This is a genomic window from Actinophytocola sediminis (assembly GCF_054779715.1).
Genome location: NZ_BAAGXS010000035.1, coordinates 72676 through 87640, shown reverse-complemented (window position 1 = coordinate 87640; position 14965 = coordinate 72676). Strand labels below are relative to the sequence as shown.

Here is a 14965-nt window from a genome sequence, read left to right as displayed (position 1 = left end):
GAACATTTCTGGCTACACAGAGGAAAACCCGTGGCAGGCGGTGCTGCGTCACACCCGACCGCGGCGGACCAGGCGATGAGCCGGCCAGTTGTCCACAGCAGATCAGCGTCGCGGCCGGGTCGCCGTCCATGATGACGTCCCGAGTCGCACGGGTGGTACCGGCGGAGACGTGCCGGTACCACCCGTCACCAAGATCAGTTGCTGCGTCATGGCCCAAGTCAAGCCGTTCGGACGGCGGTAGACCATCTCTGGAACGCTCAGATCGATGTCCAAGCCTCTATGTGGACGGTGCGGCGGCGGTCACCGCCGAGCCGGGAAGTAGCCGCTACGTATGAAGAACCGCAGGTAAGTCGTGACCAGAGCGCGGGTGACCGGCGGACAGCTGACCGACGTGCCGGTCAGCGCGGTGTGGAGCTTCTTGGTGTCGATGTCGGGGTACCCGCCGAGTCCGGTGAACGCGGTCTCGAACACGTCGAGCAACGGCGTGAGCGCGTTCGCCGGGTCACGACGGATCAGCCGACTCCACTCCTGTTGTGGCAGGTCGGCTATGTCATAGCCCAGCTCACGCAGTTGGTCGAGCACCTGCGCGAAGGTCAGGATGTCCTCATTGGACACGTTGTAGGTCTCGCCGACGCTGTCCGGTCTCCCCGCGAGTGCGACGATCGCGCCGCTGACGAAGTCCACCGGCGTGGGGTGGAAGTCGATGGCGACCCCGGTCGGCGCCGCCCCGGCCTGCAGCATGCCGCGAACGCTCAACCAGACGAAGTCCTGGGTCTGGCAGGCGCCACGCTCACGGTCGCCGGAGATCGAGTCCACCCGGTACACCGAGACCGGGACTCCCCGCTCCCTGGCCAGGTCGATCACGCGTTCCGCGACCCATTTGGACTGGCGGTAGCCGTTGGTCAGGATCTCCGGTGGGCCGCTGGGGTCCAGTTCGGTGATCCGCGCACCCGGCCGCTGGTCGTAGACACCGGTGGAGGACACGTAGTGCACCGGCACGGTGCGGTGCCGGGCGGCCAGCCGCAGTACCTCCTCGGTGCCGCCGACGTTGACCTGTTTCAGTTCCGGGTACGGATAGATCCAGTTGACGTTCGCACCGGCGTGGAACACCACGTCCATGGTGTGGGCCAACTCGTCGAAGGTGGCCTCGGCCAGGCCGAGTCCCGGTTGTCCGAGATCGCCGCGGATGATCTCGACCCGGTCGAGGTCCACTCCCGTCTCGTACCATTCGATCGCTCGGCGTAGCCGGTCACCTGCCGCCTGCTCGTCGCGCCCACGTACCAGGCAGTGCACCCGGGCACCGGTGTGTCGCAACAGGTCCCGCAGCAGGAACGAGCCGAGAAAGCCGGTCGCTCCGGTCAGCAGCACGTGCTCGGGCTCGGCGGTGTGGTGAACGGCCGTGGCCGCGGTGACATCCGGTGCCAGACCGATCTCGCCCGCGAAGTCGATGTCCGCCGCGCCCGTCGTCGGCGCGCCGAGCAGGTCGGCGAGCAGCCGCCTGGCCAACGCGTCCGGTGTCCGGTGGTCGAACACCGCGGTGGCCGGCAACTGCACGGATACCGCCCTGGCCAACCGGTTGCGCAGGTCCACCGCGGTCAACGAGTCGAAGCCGACGTCCTGGAAGACCTGGTCGGCCGCCAGGCGCTCATCCCGTCCCAGGACCGCCGTGGCGTGCTCGAGCACGATGCCACACACCAACTCGTACTGGTCGCCAGCATCCAGGGTGGACAGTTCCCCCAGCAGCGCGTCGCCGCTGATCACTCCGGCCATGGCGGCTTCCCGGCGGTGACGGGTCCTGGTCAGTCCCCGCATCAGCACGGGCTGCGGCTGATGGGTTCGCGCGGCGGCCAAGTCCACCGGCATGCCGATCACCGTGGGATTCGGCTGTGCGGCCACGGCATCCAGCACCGCCATGCCGAGATCGGTGGGCAGCGGCAGCAGGCCCTCCTTGGCCATCCGTCCCAGGTGTACCTCGGAAAGGTGCTCGGTCATCCCGCTGGCGCTCTCCCACAAACCCCAGGCCACGGACACCGCGGGCAGGCCCCGCGACGCGCGGTGCACGGCCAGTGCGTCCAGGAAACTGTTGGCCGCGGCGTAGTTCGCCTGTCCTGGCGTCCCCAGCACCCCGGCCACCGAGGAGAACAGGACGAACGCGGACAGGTTCATGCCGACGGTGAGCTCGTGCAGATGCCAGGCCGCGTCCACCTTGGGTCGCAACACCACGTCCAGCTCCGCGCCGGTCAGCGAGCTGAGCAGACCGTCCGCCAGCACACCGGCGGTGTGGACGACCGCCGACAGTGGACAGGCGTCCGGGATCTCGGCCAACAGCCGGCGCACGGCGTCGCGACTACTGACATCACAGGCGGCCACGGTGACCTGGGCACCGTGGCCCTCGAGCTCAGCGACCAGGTCCGCCGCGCCCACGGCGGCCGACCCACGCCTGCTGGTCAGCAGCAGCCGCCGGACCCCGTGCCGGGTCACCAGGTGCCGAGCAACCTGTGCGCCGAGCGTGCCGGTACCACCGGTGATCAGTATCGTGCCATCGACGGGCCAGGAGGCCGGCCGTGGCGTCAGCGGCAGCCGAGCCAGCCGGGGAACCAGCACCTGGTCGCCACGTAGGGCGAACTGCGACTCGCCGACGGCGATGGCGGCGGCGAGCACCCGCTCGATCCTCGGGTCCTGGCCGGACTCGACGTCCACCAACACGATCCGGTCCGGGTATTCCGACTGCGCCGACCGCACCAGTCCACACAGGGCCGCCGCCGGGAGGCCGGCCACCTCGGTGGGTCCGGTGGCGACCCCGCCCTCGGTGAGCACGACCAGCCTGGTGTCGGCCAGGCGCGAGTCGTTCAGCAGTTCCCGCAGCCACACCACGGCCTGGTGCAGCACCGCGTGGGTGGCCGCTACCTGGTCACCCGGCGCGCCGGCGACCCCCGGTCCTATCAGCAACACCTCCGGCGGATCGTCGAGCACCTGAGCGCGACTCTCCCTGTCGGTCAGCCACGCCCAACTGGGCACCGGTGTCGAGGCGGGCAACACCGTGGGCACCCAGTTCACCTGGAACACCACGTCGTGTTCGGCCGCCCGCCCGGCGGTGCTCGGCGCGGCGGCGATCGGCCCGGTGCTGACCGTGCTGATCTCCCGCACGGTCAGCACCGGCGCTCCGGCGAGGTCGACGGCCCGGACCGTGAGCGTGTGCTCACCGGTCGGGGTGAGCGCGACCCGCACGCTGCCCGCCCTGGCCGCGTGCAACCGCAGGCCATGCCAACGACGCGGCGCCCGCGCGGTGCCGCTCGGGTGCTGGCCCAGCGCGGCATGCAGGAGCAGCGGGTGGATACCGAACCCGGTCACCGCACCGAGGTGCTCGGCGGGCAGGGCGAGCTCGACGAACAGCTCATGCTCCCGGCGCAGCACGGCGAGCACACCCAGGTCGGCCAGCGCCGGATCCAGTTCCTCGGCGACCGCACCGGCCGGTGGCCACTCAGCGGCGGGCGGCTGGGCCAGCGCTACCTGCCTGGCGAGCACACCGTCGGCCACCAGCTCCCACACACCGTCCACTGTGTTCTGTCGGGTATGGATGGTGAATCGGCGTTCCCCCAGTTGTCCCGGAGCCTCAACGGCCAGCTGCACGCCGACCGCCGACCGCGGCGCCAGTCGGATCGGACCGTGCCCGACAAGCTCGGCCACCACATCGCAGTCGACCTGATCGGCGGCATACAGCGCCAGGTCCGCCAGGACCATGTCCGCCGCCGCCGGAACGTCGGCCAGCCAGGGGTGGCTGTCGGTGGACAGACGGCCGGTGTACAGCACTCTGGTCCCGTCGGCCTGCTGCACCACCGAGCCGAGGATCGCGTGCTCGGCCGGGATCTGGCCGAGATCGCTCGCGTCGACCGAGGCCCCGGCTGGCAACCAGTAGCGCTGTCGTTGGAACGGATACGTTGGCAGGTCCACCACGGCGGCGGCGTCACCGAACACCGAGGACCAGGCCGGACTGAAGCCCGCCGTGTACAGCGCGCCGAGCGCGCCGACCACGGTACGCGGCTCGTCCTGTCCGGTCCGCAACGCGGGAACCACCAGGTGCCCGCCGCGCTCCGAATCGTCCAGAATGCGTTCCGCCTGCGCGGCGAGCACCCCGTCCGGGCCAAGCTCGAGCAGCGCGGAGACCCCCAACGAGTCCAACATGGACACCGCGGCCGAGAACCGGACGGTGCTCCTGGCGTGCCGGGTCCAGTAGTCCGGCCCGCACATGGCCTGGTCCACCAGTTCTCCGGTCACAGTGGACACGATCGGAATCCGTGGCTCTTCGTAGGAAAGGCCCTCGGCCACCTGGTGAAACTCGGCCAGCATCGGTTCCATCAGCGGGGAGTGCGATGCGCAGCTGACCCGCAGCCGCTTCACCCTGCGTCCCAGCGCCGCGAACCGCGCCGCGACCGCCGCCGTCCGATGATCGGCGCCGGAGATCACCACCGAGCGCGGCCCGTTGACGCCGGCGATCCCGACCAGCGGTTCCGCCGCGAGCGCCCGCGCCGTCTCCGACTCGGTCGCCTCCATGGCGATCATGGCGCCACCTGGCGCGAGACCATCCATCAGCCTGCCCCTGGCCGCGACCAGCCGAGACGCGTCGGCCAGCGACAACACCCCGGCGGCGTGGGCCGCGGCGATCTCGCCGACCGAGTGCCCGGCCAGCCAGTCCGGGCGCAGACCCCAGCTGTCGACCAGCCGGAACAACGCGGTCTCCAGAGCGAACAGCGAGGTCTGGGCGAACACCATGCGGTCGTGCAGTTCATCGCGGTGTGTCAGCGCGTCCCGCACCGAGTACGCGATGTGACCGTCGAGTTCGACATCCAGTGCGGCGATCGCCTCATCCAGCGCCCGCGCGAACACCGGGTAGGCGGCGTACAAACCCTGCCCCATACCCGCGTACTGACCACCCTGGCCCGCGAACAGGAACGCGAGCTTGCCATGGCCGCGGCCGCCGGTCAGCGCCCCGGCGGATCCGCCGGCCACCGCCCGCAGTCCCGCCGCCAGTTCCTCGGCGTCGGCGCCGACCACCACGGCACGCGTGTCGAAGTGGGTTCGGGTGGTGGCCAACGACAGTCCGATGTCGACCGGCCGGCCGCCGGACACCGCGAAACGCTGGGCAAGCTCGCTCGCCCGCGCGCGCAGTGCCTGGCCGGTCGGCGCGGACAGCACCAGCGGCACCACGGTGTCGGTTCCGGAGTCCTGAGTGGACTCCGGCGCCGGCGGCTGTTCCAGAATGAGGTGCGCGTTGGTACCACTGATCCCGAACGAGGACACCCCCGCCCGGCGCGGCCGATCCACCACGGGCCACGGCCGCGACTCGGTCAGCAACTCCACCCCACCGGCGGACCACTCCACCTCCGGGGTCGGCTCATCGACATGCAGGGTCCTCGGCAACAGGCCGTAACGCATCGCCTGCACCATCTTGATCACACCACCCACCCCGGCCGCGGCCTGGGTATGTCCGATGTTGGACTTCAACGAACCGAGCCACAGTGGACGGTCACCGGCCCGGTCCTTTCCGTAGGTGGCCAGCAGTGCCCGCACCTCGATCGGATCGCCGAGGGTGGTGGCGGTGCCATGCGCCTCTACAGCGTCCACATCGGACACCGAGATTCCGGCGCTGGCCAGTGCGGCCTGGATGACGCGCTCCTGGGCGGGGCCGCTGGGAGCGGCCAACCCGTTGCTCGCGCCGTCCTGGTTGACCGCACTGCCGCGGACCAACGCCAGCACCGGGTAGCCGAGCCGACGCGCGTCGGACAACCGGGCCAGCACCAGCAGACCGACGCCCTCCGACCAACCCGTGCCGTCCGCACCGGCCGCGAAGGACTTGCACCGGCCGTCCGGCGCCAGGTTGCCCTGCCTACTGAACTCCAGCCAACCGTCCAGCGTCCCCATGATGGTGGCACCACCCGCCAGTGCCAGCTCGCAGTCCCCCGCGCGCAGCGCCTGGGCGGCCAGATGCGTGGCCACCAGAGAGGACGAGCACGCGGTGTCGAGGGTGACCGCGGGGCCGTGCAACCCCAGTGTGTACGCGATCCGACCGGAGGCGATGCTGCCGATCACGCCGGTCGCCAGGTATCCGGCGTAGTCCTGTTGGTCAAGGGACTGGTTGTAGGTCTGTGCGGCGATCCCGGCGAACACACCGGTCCTACTGCCACGCAACGACCGCGGGTCGATCCCCGCGTGTTCCACCGCCTCCCAGGCCACCTCAAGCAACAGGCGCTGTTGGGGATCCATGGCGATGGCCTCACGTGGGGATATCCGGAAGAACTCGGCATCGAACGCGGCGGCGTCGTGGAGGAAGCCACCGTGCTTGGTGTAGGTCTTCCCTGGTTTGCCCGGCTGCGGGTCGTACCGCCCCGCGACGTCCCAGCCACGGTCGGTGGGGAACTCGGTGATCGCGTCCCGCTCACCGGCCACCAGTCGCCACAGCTGCTCGGGTCCGCTGACCCCGCCGGGGAACCGGCAGCCCATGCCGATGACCGCGATCGGCTCGCGTCGCGTGTTCTCCAGCTCTGACAGGCGTTCGCGGGTTCGTTGCAGATCCGCGGTGACCCACTTCAGATACTCGACAACCTTGTTGTCATCGGACATCGGGTACGTCTCCTTCAGGCTGGTTCGTCGACGGTCGCTCGTCCGAGCTGGTTGTCGATGAAATCGAAGATCTCCTCGGTGGAGGCGGCCGCCAGCTGACCCGGCACGGCCTCCTGTCCGGTCAACGCGGTGAGCAGTTCCCGCAACCGGACGGCGATGGCGGCCCGGCCATCGGGCTCCAGGTCGGCGCTGGCGAGCCGGCCCGCCCACACGTCCAGGCCGTGTCGTAGCCCTGGCAGTGGATCCGTGCTTGGCATGAGCTGTTCCCACAGGTAGCCGGCCACCGCGCGGGGCGTGGGATGGTCGAACACGATGGTGGCGGACAGCCGCACCTCGGTCAGCGCACCAAGCCGGTTACGCAGTTCCACGCCAGTCACCGAGTCGAAGCCGAGGTCCTGGAACGGATAGTCCGGGTCGATATCGGCGCCACCACCATGGTCCAGCACCGCGGCCGCGTGTTCCCGTACCAGTTCGAGCACCAGGTCCCGCTGCTCGACCACGGACAACCCGGCGAAGCGCTCCGCCAGGTTCGGCACCGGGTCGCCGTCGCCCGTCATGGTGTCCTGCCGGACAGTCCGCGCACCGCGCGCCGCCGACCCGTCCCCGGACACCGGGTCGCCCGCGGTGTTCAACCAGAATCGTCGTTCCTGGAAGGCATAGGTCGGCAGCGGGACCGTGGTCGCGTCATCGCCGAACACCGCTGTCCATTGAGGACTTACGCCGGCGGTGTACAGCGTGCCGAGCGCGGCGAGCACCGTACGCGCCTCGTCCCGACCCGCGTGCATCGCGGCGGTCAGCACGTGGTCGCCGTCGGCAAGGACCCGCTCCGCCTGCGTCACCAGCGTGGCATCCGGTCCGAGCTCCAGCCACCTGGTGACACCCTCGGCGGCCGCCGACGACACCGCCGCGCCGAACCGGACGGTGTCCTCGACATGCCGGATCCAGTAGCTCGGCCCGGACAGCTGCCCCTCGGTGACCGGTAGGCCGGTCACCGACGACACCATCGGCAGCTCAGGTTCCGCATAGGACAGTCCGTTCAGGACAGTGTGGAACTCACGCACCATCGGTGCCATCAGCGGCGAGTGGAAGGCGTGACTGACCCGCAGCCGTTTCCTGCGGCGCCCGGCGAACCGCTCGGCGATGGCCGACACCTGGTGGTCGCTCCCGGACAACACCACCGAGGTCGGACCGTTGACCGCGGCGATCCCGACCTCGGCGACACCGTCGATGGCGGCCAGGAGCTCGTGCTCGCCCGCCTCGATGGCGATCATCGCCCCACCCTCGGGCAGCGCGGCCATCAACCGGCCGCGCGCGGCGACCAGCCGCGCGGCGTCGGGCAGGGAGAACACCCCGGCCACATGCGCGGCGGCGATCTCCCCCACCGAGTGCCCCACCAGCCAGTCCGGCCGGACACCCCAGGACTCGAAGAGCCGGTACAACGCCGTCTGCAACACGAACAGGCCGGCCTGGGTGTAGTCGGTCCGGTCGAGCAGTTCCGGATGTCCGGCCAGCACCTCCCGCACGGACAGTGGCGACCACGGCGCCAACTCGGTATCCACGGCGTCCAGCACCGCGTCCCAGGCCGTCGCGAACACCGGATAGGTGCGGCAGAGCCCCGCTCCCATGCCCGCCCACTGACCGCCCTGCCCGGAGAACAGCAGTCCCAGTCCACCGGGGACCACAGTGGACGGTGTGACGGCGGCGAGACCGCGCACGAACTCGCCGGCATCCTCGCCGACAACGAACGCCCGCCGGTCGAACGAGGTGCGGGTGGTGGCCAGCGACCACCCGACATCCACCGGCCGCGGCGGTGCAGGCCGCCGCGCGTGCTCGGCCAGGCGGGCGGCCTGGGATCGCAGCGCGTCCCCGGTACGGGCCGACAGCACCCACAACGCCGGACCGGGCCGCTCGGCGGCCGCGGCCGGTTGGTCCGGCGCCTGTTCCAGGATCAGGTGCGCGTTGGTTCCGCTGATCCCGAAGGAGGAGACACCTGCCCGGCGCGGGTGATCGCGCACCGGCCAGTCCCGGTTGTCCGTAAGCAACGCGACCGCACCAGCGGCCCAGTCGACCGCGGGGGTTGGCTCGTCCACGTGCAGTGTCCTTGGCAGCACACCATGCCGCATCGCCTGCACCATCTTGATGACACCGGCCACCCCGGCCGCCGCCTGGGTATGGCCGATGTTGGACTTCACCGCGCCAAGCCACAATGGACCGTCGGCGGGGCGCTGCCCGTAGGTGGCCAGCAGTGCCTGTGCCTCAATGGGATCACCCAGCGTGGTGCCGGTGCCGTGTGCCTCCACCGCGTCCACGTCCTTGGCGCGCAGACCGGCCACGGCCAGGGCCTGGCTGATCACCCGCTCCTGCGCCGGGCCGTTCGGTGCGGTCAGCCCGTTGCTGGCACCGTCCTGGTTGACCGCGCTGCCCCGGATCACCGCCAGGATCCGGCGGCCGTTGCGCCGCGCGTCGGACAGTCGCTCCAGCAGCAGTAGGCCCACCCCTTCGGCGAACCCGGTGCCGTCCGCGCTCGCCGCGAACGCCTTGCACCGGCCATCCGGAGACAGCCCGCGCTGCCTGCTGAAACCGGTGAACAGGCCGGGTGTGCCCATCACGGTGGCACCGCCGGCGATGGCCAGCGCGCACTCACCACCGCGCAGTGCCTGCGCGGCCAGGTGCATCGCGACCAGCGAGGAGGAACACGCGGTGTCCAGTGTCACGGCCGGTCCCTCCAGCCCGAGCGTGTAGGCGATGCGACCGGAGGCGATGCTGGCGGTGCTTCCGGTGAGGAAGTGCGTCTCGTGTTGCCTGGCGATCACGTCGGATCGCGGACCGTATTCCTGCTGCACCAGGCCGACGAACACCCCGGTCCGGCTGCCGCGCAGCTCGGCGGGGTCGATGCCGCCTGCCTCCACCACCTCCCAGGCCGACTCCAGCAGCACCCGTTGCTGCGGGTCCATGATCGCCGCCTCCCGGGGGCTGATGCCGAAGAAGTCGCTGTCGAACATGCCCGCGTCGTACAGGAAACCGCCGGTACGGGCGTACGTGCTGCGCGGCCGTTCCCCGGTGGGGTCGTAGACGCCGTCGATGTCCCAGCCGCGGTCGTCGGGGAACTCGCCGATGGCGTCGGTTCCCTCGACCACCAGCCGCCACAGGTCCTCGGGGTCGCGCACGCCGCCGGGGAAGCGGCAGGCCATCCCCACGATCGCGATCGGCTCGTCCGCCGCGGCCGTCACGGTCACCACGGCGGTCTTCCGGCCGAGCAGGGTGTCGTGCAGGTGACCGGCAAGGGCGTCCGGGGTCGGGTAGTCGAAGGCGAGCGTGGCACGCAGGCGCAGGCCGGTCGCCGCGCCGAGGCGGTTACGCAACTCGACGGCGGTCAGCGAGTCAAAGCCCAGTTCACCGAATGCCTGGTCGGCCCGGATGGCCGTGGGGTCAGCATGGCCAAGGACCGTGCCGATGTGCGTGGTGACCAGCTCCAGCAGCAGGGCCCGCCGCTCGGGCTCCGGGAGCCGGGTCAGCCGGTCGGCCAGGACGCCGCCGACGTCCCGCCCCGCGGCCGTCCGCCGGCCGCCCACCAGGCCACGGAGCAGGGCGGGCGTGCCCCCGCCTGCCCGCAGCGCGGCCAGGTCGATCGGGGTGGCCACCAGAGCGGGCACGGCCAGCCGCAGCGCGGTGTCCATCATGGACATGCCGTGCGCCGCGGTGATGGGCCGCAGGCCGCCATCGGCCAGCCGGGCGCGGTCGGCCGTCGACAGGTATCCGATCATGCCGCCAGGGTCTTCCCACAGCCCCCAGGCCAACGACAGCGCCGGCAGCCCCAGACTCGCGCGGTGGGTGGCGAGCGCGTCCAGGAACGCGTTTGCCGCAGCGTAGTTGGCCACCCCGAGGCCGCCCATCGTACCCGCGAGGGACGAGTACAACACGAAAGCGGCCAGTTCGTGGTCCTTGGTCAGCTCGTGCAGCCACCACGCGGCGTCCGCCTTGGACCGCAACACCGCGGCCAGCTGTTCCTCGGTCAACGCGGTGATCAGCGCGTCGTCCACCACGCCGGCGGCGTGCACCACCACGGTGAGCGGGTGGTCGGCCGGAATCCCCGCCAGCAGCTCGGCAAGGGCATCGCGGTCGGCCACATCGCAGGCGACCACGGTGACCTCGGCGCCGAGCTCCGACAGTTCGGCCACCAGGTCCTCGGCGCCGGCGGCCGAAGGACCGCGGCGGCTGGTCAGCACCAGCCGCCTGATGCCGTGCTCGGTCACCAGATGGCGCGCCACGATGGACCCCAGCGCCCCGGTGCCACCGGTCACCAGCGCCGTACCGGCGGGACCGAGAACGCCTGGCGCCGGCTGCTGGCCGCCGTGCTGGTCCTGCCCGACGAGCCGCGGGGCGAACAGGGCGTCCCCGCGCACCGCCAGTTCCGGCTCGGCCATGGCCAGCGCGGTCGCCACCACCGCGGGCAGCTCCACAGTGGAATCCGGTGCCATGTCAACCAGCACGAACCGATCGGGATGCTCGGCGATCGCGGCGCGCACCAGGCCGGCGACCGCCGCCGCGGCCGGATCGACCAGGTCCCCTTGGCGCACGGACACGGCGCCGGTGGTGCGCACGACGATGAGTCCGTCCCCGGCGAGCGGCGCACGCAGCGCGCGCAACATCGCCTTGGTCGCGGCGTGGGTGGCCGGCAGCGGGTCGCCCGTCGTGTCGGGTTCGAGCACGGCGTAATCCCCCACCGCGTAGTCCCCCACCGCGTCGGTGTTCACCGGCACCGGCGACCAGGTGACCCGAAACAGCGACGGGTACGGGCTCTCCCCGCGCTTGACCAACTGGTCGGGCGTCATGGGGCGGGTGGTCAGCGCGTCCACTGTGCACACCGGAGCACCCGCCGGGTCCATGGCGTGGAGCCGAACGCCGTCGGTGCCCGTCGGCGTCAGCTGGATCCGCAGCGCGGTGGCGCCCGTGGCGTACAACCGGACACCCGACCAGGCGAAACCCATCGCGGCCCTGCCGGAATCCAGGTGACGGTAGGCGTACAGATGCAGCGCGGCGTCCAGCAGCGCGGGATGGATGCCGAAGCCCGCCTGCGGCTCGCCGGCCAGCTCCAGCTCCGCGTACAGCTGCTCACCAACGCACCAGGCGGCGACCAGGCCCCGGAACAGGGGGCCGTAGCGCAGGCCGTGTTCAGCGAGTTTCGGGTAGATCTCGCTGACGTCGATCACCTCCGCACCCGGCGGTGGCCACGTGGTGCCCTGGCTCGGCGGCGCGGCGGCGGCGGGGCCGAGTACGGCCGTGGCGTGCCGCGTCCACGGGGCGTCCGATGTGTCCAGTCGGGTGTGGATGGTCAGGGCGTGGTCGTTCTCCTGGCCGGGTGTGGCCACCACCTGCAACTGGATGGCCCCGTCGGCGGGCAGTACCACGGGTGCCTGGGTGACCAGCTCCTCCACAGTGGACAGTCCGAGCAGGTCACCGATCTGGAAGGCCAGGTCGACCAGCGCCGAACCGGGCAGGATCACGGTGTCCAGCACAACGTGGTCGGCCAGCCATGGCTGGGATGCCAGGCTGAGTCTGCCGGTGAACACCACGCTGTCGCCCTCGGCGGGACGCAGCATGCCCCCGAGCAGCGGGTGCTCGACGGGGCTCAGCCCAAGACCCGACGGGTCGACCGGGCGGGCGCCGGTCAGCCAGTAGCGCCGGCGCTGGAAGGCGTAGGTGGGCAACTCCACCACCCGTGCGGCCGGGTCGAGCAACATGGACCAGTCCGGGGTGACCCCGTTGGCACACGCCTGGCCGACCGCGCTCAACCACTGCCGGTGGTCGCCGTGGTCGCGCCGTAGGGTGCCGAGCGCGGCCACCGGCGCGTCCGCCAGGGTGTCCTCGATGCTGGACACCAGCACCGGATGTGTACTCACCTCGATGAAGACCACCGGCCCGGCGGCGTCCGCGACCACCCGCACCGTGTCGGCGAACAACACCGGCTGCCGCAGGTTCCGGTACCAGTGCGCCGCGTCCATCGTGGCCGTGTCCGTCAGCTCACCGGTTACCGTGGAGTACAGCGGCACCGCACCCGACACCGGGCGCATCGTCGCCAGCTCCGTCACCAATGTGTCTTCAATGGACTCAACCTGAGTGCTGTGCGAGGCATAGTCCACCGGCAACATCCGATGCCGGACACCGCGCCGCACGCACCGGGCGGCCACCTCGGCAAGACCGTCGGCCGACCCGGCCAGCACCACCGAGGCCGGACCGTTCACCACGGCGATCTCGGCCGAGTCCGCCGCCAGTTCGGTGGCCTCCGGCACGGTGGCGGCCACCGACAGCATTCCACCACCACCGCTCAGCGCCGCCGCGATGGCCCGGCTGCGCAACACCACCACCATCGCACCGTCCACAACGGACAAGCCACCGGCCACCACGGCGGCCGCGATCTCCCCCTGCGAATGACCGACCACCGCGGCCGGCACCACCCCAACCGACCGCCACAAGGCGGCCAACCCGACCATCACCGCGAACGACACCGGCTGCACCACGTCGACCCGATCCAGACCCGGCGCACCGGGCACTGACCGCAGCACCTCCAGCACCGACCAGTCCACGAACCGCTCGATGGCCACGGCACACTCGGCGACCGCCTCCCGGAACGCCGCTGACGACTCGAGCAGCTCCTCGGCCATCCCCACCCACTGCGCGCCCTGGCCAGGAAAGACGAACACCACACCGGGGTTGGTGCCGACGGTCCGCACGGTGTCCTCTGTGGCCAGCGCGCGCAGGGCGTCCACCAGCTCGGTGGTGGTGTCGCCGACAACCACCGCACGCACCCCGAGCCGCGGCCGGGTGGTGGCCAGCGAAAGGCCGATGTCGGCCGGGTCCGCGTCGGGATGACCGGTCACGTGGTCGGCGAGCCGAGTTGCCTGGGCGAGCACCGCTTCCTCGGTCCGCCCGGACAACACCCACGGCACCGGCCGCCGCGACGTGGGCATCGGCCGGTCCGCCGGCTCCGGCGCCGGCGCCTGTTCCAGGATCACGTGCGCGTTGGTGCCGCTGATCCCGAACGAGGACACCGCCGCCCGGCGCGGCCGCGCCAGCGCCGGCCATGGCCGTGACTCGGTCAGCAGTTCCACCCCGCCAGCGGACCAGTCCACTGTGGTCGTCGGCTCGTCAACGTGCAGGGTGGCCGGCAGTAGGCCGTGCCGCATCGCCTGCACCATCTTGAGCACCCCGGCGACGCCCGCCGCCGCCTGGGTGTGCCCCAGGTTGGACTTCACCGACCCCAGCCACAGCGGATGGCCAGCCTGCCGGCTCCGCCCGTAGGTCGCCAGCAACGCCTGCGCCTCGATCGGATCGCCCAACGGCGTACCCGTGCCGTGCGCCTCCACCGCGTCCACCTCCGACGCCGACAACTCGGCCGCCGCCAATGCCCGCAGGATCACCCGTTCCTGGGCGGGGCCGTTGGGGGCGGTCAGTCCGTTGCTGGCGCCGTCCTGGTTGACCGCGCTACCCCGGACCACGCCCAGGATCCGTGCGCCGGAGCGCCGCGCGTCGGACAGTCGCCGCAACACGACCAGGCCGACGCCCTCCGACCAGCCGGTGCCGTCCGCGGCGGCCGCGAACGCCTTGCACCGGCCGTCCGGGGCCAGTCCCCGCTGCCTGCTGAACTCCAGGAACACGGCGGGGGTCGCCATGACGGTGACACCGCCGGCCAGCGCGAGATCGCACTCCCCCGCACGCAGCGCCTGCGCCGCCAGATGGATGGCCACCAGCGACGAGGAGCAGGCGGTGTCGATGGTGACGGCGGGGCCCTCCAACCCCAACGTGTAGGCGACCCGACCGGAGACCACGCTCCCGGCGGTGCCGGCCGCCAGCAGGCCCTCGACCTCCGGCGGGGCCTGACCGGCGGGTGGCGCGTAGTCCTGGTACATGGCGCCGGCGAACACCCCGGTACGGCTGCCGCGCAGGCTGGTGGGGTCGATCCCGGCGTTCTCCAGCGCCTCCCAGGACGCCTCCAGCAGCAGGCGGTGCTGCGGGTCCATGGCCAGCGCCTCCCGGGGCGAGATGCCGAAGAACTCGGCGTCGAACTCGCCTGCCTGGTAGAGAAAGCCGCCGTTGCGGGTGTACGTGCTTCCGCTGCGCTCCGGGTCCGGGTGGTGGAGGTGCTCGGTGTCCCAGCCACGGTCCTCTGGAAACTCGCCGATGGCGTCCCCGCCAGCGCCCACCAGCTCCCACAGCTCATCGGGCGAACGCACGCCGCCGGGATACCGGCAGGCCATGCCGACGATCGCCATCGGCTCCCTGACCCGCTCCGCCAACTCGCGCAGCCCGCGCTGGGCCTGCCTGGTGTCGGCGAGGGCCTTCCTCAGGT

The 14965-nt window shown here is 71.4% G+C and carries 3 pseudogenes; all 3 read right to left on the bottom strand.

Annotated elements, in window-relative coordinates:
- Positions 1-300: 300 nt before the first annotated feature.
- Positions 301-1668, bottom strand: a pseudogene (locus ACYVIP_RS22175) (thioester reductase domain-containing protein); the annotation flags it as partial.
- Positions 1669-1848: 180 nt separating this feature from the next.
- Positions 1849-6588: pseudogene (locus ACYVIP_RS22170) on the bottom strand (SDR family NAD(P)-dependent oxidoreductase); the annotation flags it as partial.
- 44 nt (positions 6589-6632) lie between these two features.
- Positions 6633-14963 (bottom strand): annotated as a pseudogene (locus tag ACYVIP_RS22165) (type I polyketide synthase); the annotation flags it as partial.
- Positions 14964-14965: the final 2 nt, after the last annotated feature.